At 61.6% G+C, this 17,281-nt stretch carries 13 protein-coding genes and 2 tRNA genes; 8 read left to right on the forward strand and 7 right to left on the reverse strand.

Annotated elements, in window-relative coordinates:
• The 3 genes from gyrA (at window position 1) to PG2093B_RS08785 (ending at window position 4,818) form a co-directional block, all read left to right on the forward strand.
• Complete coding sequence (gene gyrA, locus PG2093B_RS08775; RefSeq protein ID WP_129898166.1) at window positions 1-2,766, forward strand: DNA gyrase subunit A; 2,766 nt, start codon at window positions 1-3, stop codon at window positions 2,764-2,766.
• A 128-nt stretch (window positions 2,767-2,894) separates the two neighbouring features.
• Complete coding sequence (locus PG2093B_RS08780; protein WP_129898181.1) at window positions 2,895-3,395, forward strand: DUF3566 domain-containing protein; 501 nt, start codon at window positions 2,895-2,897, stop codon at window positions 3,393-3,395.
• A gap of 331 nt (window positions 3,396-3,726) precedes the next feature.
• Window positions 3,727-4,818 carry a VanZ family protein gene (locus PG2093B_RS08785; protein ID WP_129898167.1) on the forward strand — a complete coding sequence of 364 codons (1,092 nt, stop codon included), beginning with the start codon at window positions 3,727-3,729 and terminating at the stop codon, window positions 4,816-4,818.
• On the opposite strand, the gene trhA is transcribed toward PG2093B_RS08785, so the two are convergent.
• The 3 genes from trhA to PG2093B_RS08800 form a co-directional block, all read right to left on the reverse strand.
• Complete coding sequence (gene trhA, locus PG2093B_RS08790) at window positions 4,793-5,605, reverse strand: PAQR family membrane homeostasis protein TrhA (RefSeq protein WP_242502900.1); 813 nt, start codon at window positions 5,603-5,605, stop codon at window positions 4,793-4,795. The genes PG2093B_RS08785 and trhA overlap by 26 nt on opposite strands.
• A gap of 107 nt (window positions 5,606-5,712) precedes the next feature.
• Window positions 5,713-7,059: an NADP-specific glutamate dehydrogenase gene (gdhA, locus tag PG2093B_RS08795; RefSeq protein ID WP_033489253.1), complete on the reverse strand. Its 1,347-nt coding sequence runs from the start codon at window positions 7,057-7,059 to the stop codon at window positions 5,713-5,715.
• 130 nt (window positions 7,060-7,189) lie between these two features.
• The gene (locus PG2093B_RS08800) at window positions 7,190-8,470 is read right to left on the reverse strand and encodes an MFS transporter (RefSeq protein ID WP_242502901.1); all 1,281 of its coding nucleotides are present in this window, start codon (window positions 8,468-8,470) and stop codon (window positions 7,190-7,192) included.
• Window positions 8,471-8,750: 280 nt separating this feature from the next.
• Between PG2093B_RS08800 and mscL the strand changes: the two genes are divergently transcribed.
• The 4 genes from mscL to PG2093B_RS08820 all read left to right on the forward strand — a co-directional run bounded on the left by mscL (window position 8,751) and on the right by PG2093B_RS08820 (window position 13,082).
• A complete protein-coding gene (gene mscL / locus PG2093B_RS08805; protein WP_129898169.1) occupies window positions 8,751-9,242 on the forward strand; it encodes a large conductance mechanosensitive channel protein MscL in 492 nt (163 codons plus the stop codon).
• Between the two features lie 262 nt (window positions 9,243-9,504).
• Entirely contained in the window at window positions 9,505-9,909 is a 405-nt protein-coding gene (locus PG2093B_RS08810; protein ID WP_129898170.1) for an ester cyclase, read from the forward strand.
• A 197-nt stretch (window positions 9,910-10,106) separates the two neighbouring features.
• Window positions 10,107-12,266, forward strand: a complete 2,160-nt coding sequence (locus PG2093B_RS08815; RefSeq protein ID WP_129898171.1) for a circularly permuted type 2 ATP-grasp protein — start codon at window positions 10,107-10,109, stop codon at window positions 12,264-12,266.
• Between the two features lie 15 nt (window positions 12,267-12,281).
• Entirely contained in the window at window positions 12,282-13,082 is an 801-nt protein-coding gene (locus tag PG2093B_RS08820) for a transglutaminase-like domain-containing protein (RefSeq protein WP_129898172.1), read from the forward strand.
• Window positions 13,083-13,193: 111 nt separating this feature from the next.
• Here PG2093B_RS08820 and PG2093B_RS08825 read toward each other — a convergent pair.
• Window positions 13,194-13,266: transfer RNA gene (locus PG2093B_RS08825), tRNA-Ala, on the reverse strand.
• A gap of 31 nt (window positions 13,267-13,297) precedes the next feature.
• Window positions 13,298-13,371 (reverse strand) — tRNA-Ile (locus tag PG2093B_RS08830).
• A 110-nt stretch (window positions 13,372-13,481) separates the two neighbouring features.
• Between PG2093B_RS08830 and PG2093B_RS08835 the strand changes: the two genes are divergently transcribed.
• The gene (locus PG2093B_RS08835) at window positions 13,482-14,207 is read left to right on the forward strand and encodes a M48 family metallopeptidase (protein WP_129898173.1); all 726 of its coding nucleotides are present in this window, start codon (window positions 13,482-13,484) and stop codon (window positions 14,205-14,207) included.
• Window position 14,208: 1 nt separating this feature from the next.
• Here the strand turns inward: PG2093B_RS08835 and PG2093B_RS08840 are convergent, their stop codons facing one another.
• Window positions 14,209-14,961 carry a MerR family transcriptional regulator gene (locus tag PG2093B_RS08840; RefSeq protein ID WP_165369765.1) on the reverse strand — a complete coding sequence of 251 codons (753 nt, stop codon included), beginning with the start codon at window positions 14,959-14,961 and terminating at the stop codon, window positions 14,209-14,211.
• A gap of 121 nt (window positions 14,962-15,082) precedes the next feature.
• Window positions 15,083-16,825 carry an ATP-binding protein gene (locus PG2093B_RS08845; RefSeq protein ID WP_129898175.1) on the reverse strand — a complete coding sequence of 581 codons (1,743 nt, stop codon included), beginning with the start codon at window positions 16,823-16,825 and terminating at the stop codon, window positions 15,083-15,085.
• Window positions 16,826-17,281 lie beyond the last annotated feature (456 nt).

Below are 17,281 nucleotides of genomic sequence, written 5' to 3' on the forward strand. Positions count from 1 at the left end.
TTGGCAGACGAACCCACCAATACCGGCGCAGACAGCGCCGACGACGAGAACGCGCTGCACGCCGGCGCACTCGAACCGCTCAGCCCGCAAGAGGCGGACAACACCGACTACGGCCTGCTCAAGGGCAACCGCGTGCAGCCCGTCGACCTGCAGGAAGAGATGCGCCAGTCGTATCTTTCGTACGCGCTTTCCGTGATCGTGGAACGCGCGCTGCCCGACGTGCGCGACGGCATGAAGCCGGTGCACCGCCGCGTGGTCTATGCGATGTACGACGGCGGCTACCGCCCCGACCGCGGCTACAACAAGTGCTCGCGCGTCGTGGGCGACGTGATGGGCAAGTACCACCCGCACGGCGATTCCGCGATCTACGACACCCTGGTGCGCATGGCGCAGGACTGGTCGATGCGCTACCTGCTCGTGGACGGCCAGGGCAACTTCGGCTCCCCCGGCGACGACCCGGCCGCCGCCATGCGTTACACCGAATGCCGCATGGCCCCGCTCGCGATGGAACTCGTGCGCGACATCGACAAAGACACCGTCGATTTTGTGCCGAACTACGACGGCAAGACGCAGGAGCCCACCGTGCTGCCCGCGCGGTTCCCGAACCTGCTCGTCAACGGGTCGTCCGGCATCGCGGTCGGCATGGCCACGAACATCCCGCCGCACAACATGCGCGAGGTCGCCGACGGCGTGCATTGGGCGCTCGACCACCCCGAAGCCACTCGTGAGGAGCTGCTTGACGCACTGATCGAGCGCATCAAGGGCCCTGACTTCCCCACCGGCGCCACGATCCTCGGCCACAAGGGCATCGAGCAGGCGTACCGTACGGGCCGCGGCCTCATCACGATGCGCGCGGTCGTCAACACCGAGGAGATCAAGGGGCGCATGTGCCTCGTCGTCACGGAACTGCCGTACCAGGTGAATCCGGACCGCCTCGTCGTCTCGATCCGCGAGGCAGTGCGCGACGGCAAGATCCAGGGCATCGCCGACATGCGCGACGAGACGTCGGGCCGCACCGGCCAGCGCCTCGTGCTCGTGCTCAAGCGCGACGCCGTGCCGAAGGTCGTGCTGAACAACCTGTACAAGCATTCGCAACTGCAGCAGACATTCGGCGCGAACATGCTCGCGCTCGTCGACGGTGTGCCGCGCACACTGAGCCTCGACGCGTTCATCCGCCACTGGGTGAGCCATCAGCTCGACGTGATCGCGCGCCGCACCGCGTACCTCAAGCGCGAGGCCGAAGAACGCGACCACATCCTGCAGGGCTACCTCAAGGCGCTCGACATGATCGACGAGGTGATCCACCTCATCCGCAGCTCGCGCACAGTGGAAGTCGCGCGCACGGGCCTCATGGACCTGCTCACGGTGGACGAGATCCAGGCCGACGCGATCCTGGCGATGCAGCTGCGCCGTCTGGCCGCGCTTGAACGCCAGAAGATTCTCGACGAACACGACGAGCTCATGCGCAGGATCACCGACTACGCCGACATCCTGGCCCGCCCGGAACGCCAGCGCAAGATCGTGGGCGACGAGCTCGACGAGATCGTGGCCAAGTACGGCGACGACCGCCGCACGCGCATCCTGCCGTTCTCCGGCGAGATGAACGTGGAGGACCTGATCGCCGAGGAGAACGTGGTGGTCACAGTCACGCACGCCGGGTTCATCAAGCGCACCAAGGCCGACGAATACCGCGCACAGCACCGCGGCGGCAAGGGCATCAAGGGCGCCAAGCTGCGCGACGACGACGTGGTGGACCACTTCTTCCTGACGAGCACGCACAACTGGCTGCTCTTCTTCACCAACAAGGGCCGCGTGTACCGCTGCAAGGCCTACGAGCTGCCCGAGGGCTCACGCGATTCGAAGGGCCAGCATGTGGCGAACCTGCTGCAGTTCGCGCCCGACGAGACGATTCAGGCCGTGCTGGCGATCCCGAACTACGAGGTGGCGAAGTACCTCGTGCTCGCCACGCGTTCCGGCAAGGTCAAGAAGACGCGCCTAAGCGAATACGATTCGCCGCGCCAAGGCGGCCTGATCGCCGTGCGCCTCATGACCGATGAGAACGGCGAGACGGTCGACGAGCTGATCGGCGCCAACCTGTGCAACGCGGAAGACGACATCATCCTCGTCTCCAAGCACGGCATGAGCCTCAAGTTCCGTGCCGACGACGACCAGCTGCGCCCGATGGGCCGCCAGACCGCCGGCGTGCAAGGCATGAAGTTCCGCGACGGCGACGAACTGCTGGCGATGGACGTGGTGTGGGGCGACAGCGACAAGGACCTGTTCGTGGTCACGAACGAAGGCTTCGCCAAGCGCACCGCGCTGAGCGAATACCGCCTGCAGGGCCGCAACGGTTTTGGCGTCAAGGCCGTGCAGCTCGTGGAAGGCCGCGGATTCCTCGTGGGCGCCTTGGTGGTCTCCGAAGAGGACCAGGTGATGGCGATCATGACGTCCGGCAAGGTCATCCGCGCCAACGTGAACGAAGTCAAGCGCACCGGCCGCACCACGCAGGGCGTGACCTTCGCGAAACCCGAGAAGAACGACGAGATCATCTCGATCGCGCGCAACGCCGAAGCGGAAGACGAAGCCGACGGCGAGACCACGACCACGGAATCCTCCGGCTCGGCCAGCTCGATCCAGCCGGCGCAGGGCGAACCGGTCTTCGAGGTGAGCGCGGAGGAGCCGAGCGGCATGCCGCTCGTCACGGAGAATTCCGAAGCGATCGAACGCACCGGGGACAGCGGTGGCGAGGCGCCTGACGAGGCCTGAGCGGCCGCGCCACGACGTCCCCGAACATTGGTACCCTCGACTGTGAGCCAGACCATTTCAAGGAGCAGCACATGAGCGACAATAGCGGCGGCACTCCCGGCAATACGCTGGAAAACACGACCCGTTCCATGGTGAACGGGGCCGGCGGCCACGATGCGCATGGACCGCGCGTGGCGCGTTCCGCGTCGAACCAGCCTCTGATCGCAGACAAGGACCGCCCGGACGAAAACAAGCCCGTGCGCCCCAAGCAGCGTGGCAAGAAGCCGCGTGCGCGCCGCATGAACCTTTCGCTCACGCGTGTGGACGCATGGTCGGTGGCCAAGGTCACGTTCATGCTCGCCGTGGCGGGCGCCCTCATCCAGATCATCGCGGTGGCCCTGCTGTGGTCGCTGCTCAAGGTGGTGGGTGTCTTCGACCAGGTGACGCAGATCGTCTCGTCGGCCGGCCTTGACGCCGGTGGCGTGAATCTGGCGAACGTCTTCTCGCTGCCCACCATCCTCAGTGGCGTCACGATCTTCTCGATTGCGGAAATCGTGCTGATCACGATCCTCGTCACGGTCTTCGCGCTCCTCTACAACGTGGTCAGCGCCCTCGTCGGCGGCGTGCACATCACGCTCGGCGACGACTGATTCGTTCCATCCGGAAAAAGCGCGGGTCTCCCCCGCGCTTTTTTCATATCTGGACCACCCATATCTTCATATCTGAACCACCAGCTTTCATATCTGAACCACCAGCGGTCATCCATCCTGCTACGGGTAGTGCTTCCTCCGCTACGGGTAGTGCTTTCTCAGATCTCCCGATTATATAATCCGCCATTTTCCAGCGATTCTACTTGGGGGTTATGCAAAAAAGCACTACCCGTAGCGCAGGAGGTACTACCCGTAGCACGAAGAATACACGTGTGATTCACGCTCCCCTTTGCTCAGACCGGAACCGGGCACGGCCGCTACACTGGGCCTTGTGCTTCGTTATTTGGGATTATTCAGCGATTCGTTCACACTCGCGGTCATTCTGTGGCCGTTCGCGTCCGCGGCGCTCACGTTGCCGATCCTGGCCGTGATGTACCACAAGGACCACCGCTTGCGCCTCGCCGCCGGACTGTCCGCATACCTGGCGGTGCTGTACGCGCTCGGGCTCGTGGCGTTCACGATGTACCCGATGCCCGACGACCCCGCGCGGTTCTGCGCGACGCACCACCTGCTGCCCCAGCTCGACCTGTTCAAGTTCATCCAGGACGCGCAGACGGGCCTGTACGGCGTGCTGCAGCTTGTGATGAACGTCGTGTTCTTCATGCCGATGGGGTTCATGCTGTGCCGCTGGGCCGGCTGGAGGTTCTGGGTTGCGCTGCCCTTCTCGTTCGGCTGCTCGGTGTTCATCGAGACGTCGCAGCTCACCGGCTTCTGGGGCCTCTACCCGTGCGCCTACCGGCAGTTCGATGTGGATGACATGCTCACCAATACGCTCGGCGCGGTGATCGGCTTCGGCATCGCCAAACTGATCGGGCTCATCTGGCCGAAGAAGCAGGTCGAGACAGGCGGTGTGGTGACCCGGCCCGGGTTCGTGCACCGCGCCGTCGCGCTCATCATCGACGTGATCCTCATGGAGATCTGCGTGTTCACGATCTCCATCGCGTTCATGTACGCGTTCTACAAGCTCGCGGTGCCGCTCAACAACGGCCGCTTCACGCTCGGCGCGCTCGAGGTGGGCACCGAGCTCGTGGAGTGGGTGCCGCGCCTGCTGGCCGTGTGCGCGTTCGCCGTGTTCGAAGTGTGGATCCCGTGGCGCCACCGCGGCCAGACGCTCGGCTGCCAATACACGCAGATGACCGTGGAGGCCGCGCCGCGCGTGGGCACATACCGCGTGGCGTTCTACGTGACGCGCACCGCGGTGCTGGGTACGTGGTACCTGCTGCTCGTGGACGGCGCGAACCAGCCGTTCTGGTGGTTCACGCTCGCACTGCTGGTCTTCTGGCTCGTCGCGAAACGCATGCCGTGGGACATGATTCCGGCAGATAGTGAGCCGGCGGCTAGCGCATCGCCAGCACGGTCATGAACAGTGCGATGACATGGCACACGTATCCGCCGATCGTGCCCAAATGGAACAGCTCATGGTAGCCGAACCACTTGGGGAACGGATTCGGTTTCTGCAACGCGAAGCACACGGCGCCGGCGATATAGGACGCGCCGCCGGCGATCACGAGGATCGTCGCGACCGGCCCGATATACGGCGACTGCCAGAACAGGTAGATGATTGTGATCGGCGCGAGCCCGAGCACGATGTACACGATTGTGAACAGCCAGTCGAGCCCTACCGGATACACAAGATGCACAAGCGTGCCCACGATCGCCGTGATCCATATGACGCCGATATACGTCCAGCACACCGGCCAGTTGTCGAGCGCGAACAGGAATGGTGTGCATGTGCCCGCGATCACGAGGAAGATGTTCGAGTAGTCGATGCGGCACAGCACGGTATCCACGAGCTTGGGGAAGTGCCCATGCCCGAGATGCAGCGCCGCGCTCACGCCGAACAGCAGCATGATCGTGGCGCCGTACACACTGACACCGGCCTTCATCCAGCCGGCCGGCGCAAGCACGATCAGAATCACCGAAGTGGCGATCGAGAATGGGAACGCGATGAGATGCAGCCATCCGCGCAGCTTCGGCTTCTCGCGCAGCATCTTGCGCAGCTCGCGTTTTTCCCTTACCTGTTCCGTGCGTTCTTTCTGCTTGCGCAGTTTCTTCGCCGTCACCACTTTCCGCGGTTTGGGCGAACGCGTGACCGTACCGGCCATGCGCTGCGTGCGCGCACGGGGACCCCTCGAATACACCTTTGCCATACCGTCCAGCATACGGACGTGCGGCGTGCGTGCGGCGCTGTTTTATCCATAAGAAAAGCGCGCCCCATGCAGGAGCGCGCTGTTCACGTCTGGCGATTGGCAGCGGCTTAGAAGATGCCCTGGGCCACCATCGCGTCGGCCACCTTGACGAAGCCGGCCACGTTGGCGCCGAACATCAGGTCGCCTTCATGGTCGTATTCCTTGGCGGCGGCGAGCGACTCGGCCACGATGTTCTTCATGATGCCCTTGAGCTCTTCGTCCACCTTCTCGAAGGTCCAGCTCAGACGGTAGGAGTTCTGGCTCATCTCCAGGCCGGAGACCGCCACACCGCCCGCGTTCGCGGCCTTGGCCGGGCCGTAGAGCAGGTTGTTCTTCTGGTAGATTTCGATGGCCTGCGGGGTGGACGGCATGTTCGCGCCCTCGCACACCACGGTGCAGCCGTTGTCGACGAGCGCCTGGGCGGACTCGGCGTCGATCTCGTTCTGCGTGGCGCACGGCAGCGCGATGTCGCACTTGACGGTCCACACGCCGCTGCAGCCTTCGTGGTACTCGGCGCCTTCCACGCGCTCGGCGTACTCGCTGATGCGGCCGCGGTGGCCGAGCTTGATGTCCTTGACCACGTCGAGGTCGATGCCGTTCGGATCATAGACATAGCCGTTGGAATCGGAGCAGGTCACGACCTTGGCGCCCAGTTCCGTGGCCTTCTCGATGGCGAAGATCGCCACGTTGCCGGAGCCGGAGACCACCACGGTCTTGCCTTCGAAGGAGTCGTCGCGCAGCACGCGCAGCGCTTCCTGCGTGTAGTAGCACAGGCCGTAGCCGGTGGCCTCGGTGCGGGCGAGCGAGCCGCCGAACTGCAGGCCCTTGCCGGTGAGCACGCCGGTGAACTCGTTGCGCAGGCGCTTGTACTGGCCGAAGAGGTAGCCGATCTCGCGGCCGCCCACGTTGATGTCGCCCGCCGGCACGTCGGTGAACTGGCCGATGTGGCGCTGCAGCTCGGTCATGAAGGCCTGGCAGAAGCGCATCACTTCGGCGTCGGAACGGCCCTTCGGGTTGAAGTCGGAGCCGCCCTTGCCGCCGCCCATCGGCAGGCCGGTGAGCGAGTTCTTCAGGATCTGCTCGAAGCCCAGGAACTTGATCACGCTTTCGGTGACGGTCGGGTGGAAGCGCAGGCCGCCCTTGTACGGGCCGATCGCAGAGTTGAACTGCACGCGGTAGCCGCGGTTCACCTGCACGTCGCCGTTGTCGTCGACCCAGGCCACACGGAACTTGACCAGACGCTCAGGCTCCACGAAACGCTGCAGCACACCGGCCGCCTCGTATTCCGGGTGCTTCGCGAACACCGGCTCGATGCTTTCGAACACTTCCTGCACTGCCTGCAGGAACTCGGTCTGGTCCGGGTCGCGTTCCTCGACCTTCGCGTACACGCGCTTCACATACTCATCGGTGAGCATTGTTCCTCTTTCTGGTGTGTGGACAAAACAGCATCATTCTAAAGACAGCGAAAACACCCGCACAAGCATCTACTCATTTTGTGGATGGTCTTTTTGCCAACGCTCTCAGCGTGCCGGCCGACTGGCTGTGTCAGATGTCTTTGCGCGCGCCGTGCATGCGGTGGAACGGCACATAGATGGCCCACGCAAGCGGCATCGTGACGAGCAGGGCCGGGTAGAACCAGCTGATCGGCAGTCCGCCGTATAGGAAACCGCCGATGAGCGGCCCCAGGAACATGCCAAGGTCGATGCCCGCGTAATACGTGGTGTTCGCCATGCCACTGCGCGCCTTGCCCGCGATCACGACCGCCTTCGCCTGCGTGATGGAGCTCATCATGCCGTACGCGCCCACCGTTGCAATGCCCGCGAACACGATGAACCAGTTGTTCGTCATCGCGGCGAGCGAACCGAGCATGAGCACTTGGCACACCGTGCCCGTGATCATGAAGAACAGGAAGCTCTTCGTGTCGAACCAGTTGCGCAGGATGATGCGCGAGACGAGCAGCGTGATCGCGTAGCACGGGAAGAACAACGAGACGATCACGTGCGCGTGCTTCGCCGCCGCGTATTCGACGATGAACGCCTGGTTCGCGAAGTACGGGATCGCGAACAGCATGAAGATCAGCGCGAGCGGAATGACCTTCGGCTCGAAGAGCGAGTCGAGGTGGAGGCGGTGCCTGCCGCCGCCGGCGTGCGCGCCGAGGCGCTCGCGCACCGGCACGCCGCCGTCCTTGATCAGCAGGACGCACACGATGATGCACGCGGCGAGCCCGGCCGCGATGAGGAACGTGTGCCGGTAGCCGATCGCGCGCGAGGCGCGGATGCCGAGGTCGGGGCCGACCGCCTGCGCGAGGGCGTTCATCGTGCCGTAGAGGCCCATGCCCGCGCCCATGCGCGAGATCGGCAGCAGCATCGACAGCCACGTGGACATGCACACCGAGATGCACGCGAAGCCGACGCCGTTGAGGATGCGCGCGCACAGCAGCCAGCCGGTGTTCGGCACGAAGTAATACCACAGGTTCGCAATGAGGAAGAGCGATGCGCCAATGATCGCGAGCCGCCGTTTGCTCGTGCGGTCCGAAAGATTGCCCGCGATCGGGCGGCACACGAGCGAGCTGAGCGAGAGCGCGCCGGCGATGAAGCCCATGATCGCGCCGTTCGCGCCGAGCGACTGCGAAAAGCCCGCGATGATCGGCGTGCCCATCATGCTGCTTGTCATGTAGAAGAACGTGCCCGCCATGATGAGCGCGATGTCGCGCGTGATGAGCCGGTCGTGCGAACGTCTGGACCCGCCGCCTTCCGATGAATCCTTCGGTGTGATCGCGTCACGGGTCATCGGTTGCACGGCGATTTCCTTCCTGATTTCGGGCATAGGGGGATTGGCGCGCTTCGCGGCCGCGACCATTGTATGGCCGCCCCTATTGCGAACAATGGTGTGCTGATGCCGTGAGCGAACGCGCGCACGTGGGCGATTGTTGCGCGCGTTGCGGAATGCGGGCCGGAAAAACGCGCGTTTGGTCATTGATGTGTGTTCAGTGCGCTTACTATGGCAACTACATGTTCGTTGACTAGCCGTGTTGTTCACCGCAACAGGAACAAGACAGCGGGCAGCAATGCAACACCTGTCGGAAACATCAAAAAGGAGTCGGAACATGTTGGACGGATTCAAGAAATTCATTGCGCGCGGCAATATGGTCGACATGGCGGTCGGCGTCGTCATGGGCGGCGCGGTCACTGCGGTCGTCAATGCCATCGTGGAGGGCGTTCTCAACCCATTCATCGCGATGATCTTCGGAAAACCGAATATGGATGGCCTGCTTGCGTTCACGGTGAACAATTCGACCGTGTCCTTTGGCAAGGTGCTCGGCTCGCTCATCAACTTCCTGATTATCGCGATCGCCGTCTACTTCTGCATTGTCGTGCCGATCAACAAGCTGCGTGACATGAGCGAGAAGGCGATGGCGAAGCTCAAGAAGGGCGGCGACGAGGATGTCGCGGCGTCCCAGCCTGATCTGAGCCCGGAAGAGCAAACGGTCATCCTGCTGCAGGACATCCGCAATTCGCTTGCTGCCCAGCAGGCTGCTGCTGCGGCACCGGCGACTTCCGCTGCTCCAACTGCGACCGTGACGGTGGAAAGCAAGTGAGTATGGTGGCGCTTGCCATGTGAAGCTCATCTGTGCAGTGCAGGGCGTCCGGGAAACCGGGCGCCTTTTTGTGTGCCTGCAGGCCTGCCTTCTGGTGGATTCCAGAGGTATTCTGGCTGGGAAGGAGCATTTTCCTGGCGCATTCCGACTATGAGGCACGCAATCAAGCCCCTGACAGATGGGGAATACTCGAGGCCAGGCGGGAAAAAGCTCCCTCCCAGCCGAGATACATAGCAATTCACAATTCAAAGGAGAATATGCGATGCAGACGGATGCAACACCCAACGAAGTGGTGAAAGAGTTCTTCATAGCGGGTTATCTCGACCATGATTATGACCGCGTGATGGAGCTTGTGGCGGAGGATTATGTGGACCATAGCCCGGCTGGCGCTCGCAGCAATGCGGACGCAGTGGGTATCCTGCGGATCGTGGAGGATATGTTCGCCGAACTGCAGCTTGTATTCGAAGATGTGTTCTCAGCAGGGGAGTTGGTCGCTACGCGCATCCAATACAAGGGGTACCAAGTCGGTGAATGCTGCGGCGTCGCCCCTACAGGGCGCTGGATTGCGTTTGATGCGCTTGAGAACTTCCGTGTGGTGGATGGCAGGATTGTGGAATCGTGGGGCTACTGGCCCGAAGCGCAGATCATCGCGATGCTCACCGAATAGGCGGGGCCTCTGCGTGATATCGCTCTGGGAATAGTGACAACGAGGTGCCGGTCAACTCGGAGAGTGCCGCTTATGAAGCATGATTGTAACAAAACCAATGGTTTCAAGAAATTTCCCTTCCCTATACCGTTGTACAGCGGAGTAGTAAAAACCATGCACAGTTTGTTTGTCTGTGCAAATACGGAGGGGAGAATGCCATGGCCATCTCAGCGGCACAGCAATTGGCGAACGAACTGGTACACCGGCGCGATGCGCTCAACCGTGAAATGGCGCGCAATGGCGTGCGCTTCGGCATCTACAAGAACGGCGAATACCACGACCAGTTGTTTCCTTACGATCCGATTCCGCGCATCATCGACTCCGATGAGTTCGACCACCTCGAAGCGGGGCTCAAGCAGCGTGTCAATGCGTTGAACGCCTACCTGCGCGATATTTACTCGGACAAGCGGATTGTGCGTGACGGCGTGATTCCAGAGGAATTTGTCTACACCTGCTCCGGTTATTTTCCGCAGGTCAACGGCGTGACGCCGCCCGGTGGCGTCTTCGCGCATATCGCCGGCGAAGACCTGGTGCAAGATGAAGACGGCACATGGTGGGTACTTGAAGACAACTTGCGCATCCCGTCCGGCGCGAGTTACCCGTTGTTCGCGCGTGACATCGAACGCCGCACCACACCGCGCCTGTTCCGTGACGTGCATGTGCGCGATAATCGCGATTACCCGCGCCTGCTGCGTAAATCGATGGATTTCGTGTCGACCGAAGGCATGGCCGTGGTGCTTTCTCCCGGACGCTACAATTCGGCGTTCTTCGAGCATGCGTACCTCGCCGAGAAAACCGGTGCCACGCTCGTGTTCCCCGAAGACCTCGAAGTGGTGGATGGCAAGCTCTTCTTCCTCGACTATGCGGGCAGGCGCCACCGCGTGGGTGTACTCTACCGACGTCTGTCTGACGAGTTCCTTGATCCCTTCGCGTTCAATCCGGATTCGGTCATCGGCGTGCCTGGTCTGCTCAGCGCCTACCGCGCCGGCAACGTGGCCATTGTGAACGCGCCCGGCAATGGGGCGGCTGACGACAAGGCGATCTATTATTTCGTGCCACAGATGATCCGCTATTATCTGCACGAGGAGCCGATCCTGAACAACGCGCCCACCTATATGCCGTTGTTCGAACGCGACCGTAAGGAGATCCTGGACCGGCTCGGCGAACTGGTGGTCAAGGACGTGGCGGAAGCCGGCGGCTATGGTGTTGTGTTCGGCTCGTCGCTCGACCGGAGGCAGCGTCAGGACCTCGCCGCGAAAATCTCCGAGGAGCCGCGCCGGTTCATCGCGCAAGAGGTCATCCAATTCAAAGACATCGACGTGATCGACCCTGCCACAGGCGAGCGTACGCCCAGAAAATGCGACCTGCGCGCATTCGTGCTCACTGGGCAGAACACGCATGTGTGGTACTCGGGGCTCACCCGGTATTCATCGGTGCCGGGCCAGATGATCGTCAACTCGTCGCAGGGCGGCGGGTTCAAGGACACGTGGGTGCTTGCGAAGGACACGGGCGTGGAATACGAGACCTCGCCACGCATCGAACTGATCAATCCGTGCATGGCCAGTGTTCGTGCCTCCGCCCCATCCTCTACCGTGCGTTCGGCCGCGCTCATCACGAAGTCGAAGGTGGAGAATCTGTACTGGCTCGGCCGTTACAGTGAGCGTGTGTTCACGACGCTGAACACATTCCTGCCGTTCTACGACCGTGTCATGGACACCGATGTGGACGCGTTCCGTCCATTCGCCCGTGCGCTCGATCTGCCGCAGGACTTCGCCGATTTCGATACGTTCATCACGTCGTTTCTATATGACAGCGAGAATCCGGATTCGATTCGCTCCGCCATTCGCTGCGCCTTCACGAACGCCGTGCCGCTGCGGCCGGAGCTTGGCTCGCGGCTGCTGCAGTACATCGAGTTGGCGATGGGCGGTATCGACGATGCCGCCGTGCATTCCTCGCATGCCGACGATCTCTACGACCATCGCGACATCGCCGACCTCATCCTGTCTTTCTGGGGTGGCATCGAGGATTCCCAGATCGATGCGCCGCTCAAGGCATTGTTGTTCCTTGGCAAATACTTGGAGCGTGTGGATTTGTATACACGTTTCGAACTTTCGGAACAGGAGATCGCTGCGCCGCTGCGCAAGATGACCACCTACCTGCAGGTGCTCGACGGCCTGCAGGCGCCGGAGTGTCTCGAATCCGGTTTGGCGTGGCTTGTCGAGCAGGCGTCAGTGCGCGGATATGCGGCGATTTCCGAAGCTCTGGCCGCCATGTTGTCTGGTTTGCGGACCGACGCAAGCGGGTGCCTGTACGCATGATATAAGGTGTGTCGCGTGAAGAAACTGACCTTTGCATATGAGATGAGGCTGACGTTCAGTGCGCCGGTCACCGAACACCGTTTTCAGCTGCGTTGCACGCCGGTGACTGGCCCACGGCAACAGGTCATTGATGTCAATGTGCAGATGGAACCGCAGACGGAGCTTGAAACGACGGTTGATTCCTTTGGCTCGCTCGTCATGACCGGATACCTGCCGGAAGCGCATACCGGATTCGGGTATCGGGTGACCGGCATCGCGTTTGTGGACAATGCGAACATCAAAGAAGAGCCGTTCAAGCCGTTGTACCGGTTCCAATCCGCGTTGACGAAGCCAGGGGCGGCGGTCGATGAACTGACCGAACGCTGCCGTACCCGGATAGCTGCGTTGGGTGGGGGCGCTGATGAGCTGGACCAGGCGCGCGCGATCATGGACGAGGTGTACCTCGCGTTCGACTACACGCCCGGGTCCACGACGGTGCAGACGACCGCGGAAGAGGCATGCGCGCAGCGCAAGGGCGTTTGCCAGGATTATGCGCATGTGATGCTCTCCGTATGCCGCGGATTGGGAATCCCGTCCCGTTACATCGCGGGGCTCCTTGACGGGGAAGGGGCGACGCATGCATGGATCGAGGTGTATCACGACCGTCGCTGGATCGGGCTGGATCCCACACACAACCGTATGGTTGACGACAACTACATCACCATCGCGCACGGCCGTGATTACCGTGACTGCATGCTTGACATCGGCGTGTTCTCCGGCGGTAACGTGGCCCAGACCCAGTGGGTGAACGCTTCCGTGCATGAGAGCCTCGCGTAGCCGCGGTGTTCCATGCATGGAAGTGCGGAAACCACTCGTGGGCGCTTTCCCCGCCTTGGGGAGAACAACAAAAAACACCCGCAACCCCAATGATTGCAAGGTGTTTGGGAGTGGAGCTACTCGGGTTCGAACCGAGGACCCTCTGCTTGCAAAGCAGATGCGCTACCAGCTGCGCCATAGCCCCAACGGGGGAACACGTGAGAATGCTCCCCACGTGGGCCCGGGAGGACTTGAACCTCCGACCTCATCCTTATCAGGGATGCGCTCTAACCACCTGAGCTACGGGCCCGATCCATCGCGTTCAGGACGCAACAGAGAAAAAGAATACCAACAGCATGCGATAAGTCAAATCAAATCGGCGTGTCGTTGTTGTCCCCTTGGCCGCTGACAATATCGGGTATGCCTTTTCGCAACCTCCCCCGCGCGCGTTCGCTCGCAGGACGCTCCACGTCGCCGCACGCGCTGATCTCGCGCGAGGTCATCACCGTCGACGGTGTGCAAGTGAGCGTGCTGCGCAAAAAGAACCGCAACATGTACCTGCGCGTCAAGCCGCCGTATGGCGCCGTCGAAGTCACGGCGCCGGCGCGCATGCCGCAGCAGGACATCGTGCGGTTCGTGCGCGAGCGGCGCGCGTGGATCGACGAGGCGCTGCGCAAGATGGCGGCCGCACGCTCGCGCACATTCGCCTCGCCGAACGTGGACCCGGACATGCCGGTGAGCGAGGTCAGCATGCAGCGCGAGAGCGCGGTGGAGGGCGCCTTCAGTTGGAACGAGCAGTCGCTCGAGCGCGCGCGGCGGTCGATCGAGCGGCAGCTGCCGGCGCTGTTGCGCAAGTGGGAGCCGGTGATCGGGCGCGCGCCGTCGAAGATCACGCTGCGCACGATGAGCTCGCGTTGGGGATCGTGCACGTCGAAGACCGCGCGCATCCGGCTCAACCTGCAGCTCGGGCTGATGGACCCGAAATACCTCGAGTATGTGCTCGTGCACGAGATGGTGCATCTGTGGGAGCATGGGCATGGCGCCGGCTTCCAGGCGCGCATGACCGACGCGCTGCCCAATTGGAAGGAGCTGCGCCGCGAGCTCAACAAGTGCACGATCTTCGAAGTGCCGCAGGTGCGGGGCTGAGCTACTCCCAGCGCGCGTGCTCGGCGTCCACGCCTTCCGTGGCCGCCTGTGCTGCGATGACGTCGTGCAACCAGATTGCCAATCCGGGCTCGATGCTGTCATAATGCGTGCGGAATCGTGGATCGTTGACATACATCTTCGCGAGGCACACGTGCATCGATGGAGTCACGTGATACCACGTGAGCGATTCCCGGTGCCGCAACGCGAGCTCATCCGCCGCCTCGCTGCCGGGCTTGACGCCGTCGCGCATCGCCTGCGCCAATTCGAGCTCGAGCGCCCGCATGGCGTCGAGATCCGCTTGCTGTTGCGCGTCGTCCGTGCGGGTGCGGTATTCCGCGTATTCCATCCACTGTGGGCTGTCTCCCCAGCGGTCGTGCGCTTCGTCGGTGTATGGGCTGTCCATGTTCTCATCCTCTTTCGCATTGTGCGCGTATGCGCTGAGTTCGTCGATGTCCTGCAATATCAACTGCAGTTGTGTGATGTGCTCGCTGATGCGCGTCCGCTGCTCGTGCATCAGCGTGAGCGTTTCCGTGGCCGGGCCGTCGACGGCCGCGCGGATCTGGTCCGTGGTGAGGCCGAGGTCCCGGTATAGGCGGATGCGCCGTATGCGCGCGATGTCGTCTTCGCCGTACAGCCTGTATCCGTTGCCGTCGCGGCTGGGGTGGAGCAGGCCCACCGATTCCCAATGCCGCAGCATCCGTACACTGACCGCGCACCGCGCCGACGTCTCGCCGATGGTGAGTTGTTTCTGCATGTGCATGATTCGTACGCTACGGCCTGACATGATGTGAAGGTCAACATTGCCGGCGTGTCGGGGTTTTCTGGCGCTGATCTGCTTTCCCAAAAAGTGACGCTGAAGTGTAAGCGAGATGAGGTCAATCCATGGTCTGGGCGCGTGTATAGGTGCGCAAGCGGCTTTGTTTCTTGCCGATTGCGGTGATGGTGCCATCGTCCACGAGCTCGTGCAGGATGCGGCGCACCGTCGGCAGGCTCTTGCCCGTCGACTCTGCGATGTCGCGTGCGCTGATTGTGCCGGACGTGGGGATTGCGTCGATGATGGCTTGTCGGCTTGATAGCGCTGCTGCTGGAGGCGTTGGGACATCGCCAGTATTGGCGATGGTTGGTGTCTCCAGAGGCTCATATACGTCGGTGGACACCTGTCTGATGAGCCCGGCTTCCACCAGCGTGGCCAGCATCGCGCGAATATCGTCGGAATCATATCCGAGCCGGTCTCGGATGTCGTGGACACTTGCGCGGCCAAGCGCGCGCACCGTGTGCAGCACCGAGCTTTCGCGGCCTGGTAGATCGTGCCCTACATGGCTGCGCACCCACTGCTGATTCATAGCGAGTTCAGCACCGCCACGATATAGAATCACACGGAATCGGTCGAAGGTTGGCTGAAAATCAGGCTGTGCGAGTGACAGTTCTTTCATTCGGTTGATCATGAACTGGATCCCAGAACCTTGGCCTTCCACGGCAGATCCATCGTTGTCGCCGCGAATCAACGGTGTCTTCTGTAGCAGTTGCATCAACGTGGCGTTGCGGCACCGGGAGACGCCATTAGCCAGGTTCTGCAGTGTTTTGCCGCCCCACAGACCGCCAGGGCTCGAAATCTCTACACGATTGGAGTATATGTCAATATTCACCGGATCATTGCGGAACAATGCATCGTATTCCCTGTGCACAACGGCATTGGCGATTGCCTCGCGTAGCACCGTAGTTGGAATCTCCGGTACATCGCGTCTTCCGGTCCCCTCGATGAGGGAGTAGGTGCGCAGATTGCGCAGGACGGCTTTGACCGCGTCATCGACCATTTCCTGCAGCCTGCCATCGCACTGTACGCGGTCAAGGAAGCGGACTTCGCCATCCTGAGATTTGTTGATGCCCGGATGAACGGCGACGTCCACGTATAACCGAGGGAAGAATTGCTGTGGATATGCTCCTGCGATGAGCACTCCAGCGAGACGCACATGGCCTTCTTTGTCAAGGATGTTCAGTCGTTCAAGCTGCTGCATTTCGCTATGTGCACCGCGGAGTGCCTTCGTGTCACGATGCGCATCGATGATGGCAGCGACGGTGGCGTCGTCGAGATCCCCGCGGTCGGCATCGGTGATGGGTGTGCGATCCGCTTCGCTCGGCTCATAGACGTTCTGCATCTCGAATAGTTCGGTCGGCGAAAGGAGGATGTCTTTGTCATCCTGCCGCTTGTAGCTTCCTGTGCTGACGCTCTTGGTCTTCACATAACAAGGTTTGTGCGCGGCATCGTTCTCGTGCACCTGTACGGACACCATCTGCGCACCGTCGAGTGTATCTCGATGAATCGAGTACGGGGGTGGCGAAACCACTTTTGCGCCGTCTTTGCTGCCGTCGCCCATGCCATCGACGAATTGGTTGATCGTCTTGTCTGCGTCGAACTGAGGCGGAACGGTGAAGTTCTTGTTTTCGTCTACGCCGAGGAGCAATGTACCGCCATCGGTATTGGCGAACGCACTCACACTTTCCCAGACGCTCTTGCTCAGTGTCATGGCACAGCTTTTCGCTTCGTAATCGGCGTCGTCATTGTGCTGGGCCCGAAGTCGTTCGATGGCTTGAACAAGCGGTTCTTCGATGATTGCCATAGCGCCTCACTATCACATCACTATCACATCACTATCATTCACACTATCATGTGATAGTGATGTGACAGTGTGAATGATAGTGATGTGACAGTGTGCATGAGTTAAGTTGGCGGTGGGTCATGGGTGCGGGAGGCCTTCCGAATACCTGTCGGTCGGCATATGGTTGCAAAACCTTGCAATAGAAAAGGTTTGCGGCAGTCTGTGCACGGAATGGCGGGTTGTGGAAGCTTGATTGGGCACAGAATGGCACTTATGCACCCGCAGGTCAGCGTGAGTGGCCAATCCGCCCAGCGCGTGATGCGGACGGTTTGGGGGGGGGGGAAGCGAACTGGGCGGATTCTAATGGTCGTTGCAACACGTCCTTGTGATTGTATGCTTTATTGAGCGTATTCCATGGCATTGAGAAGTTCGATGATCCGTTCGCTTGGCTTGGCCCAGTCCAGTGTTTTGCGTGGT

Source organism: Bifidobacterium pseudolongum subsp. globosum, assembly GCF_004155535.1.
GTDB classification, from domain to species: Bacteria; Actinomycetota; Actinomycetes; order Actinomycetales; family Bifidobacteriaceae; genus Bifidobacterium; species Bifidobacterium pseudolongum_C.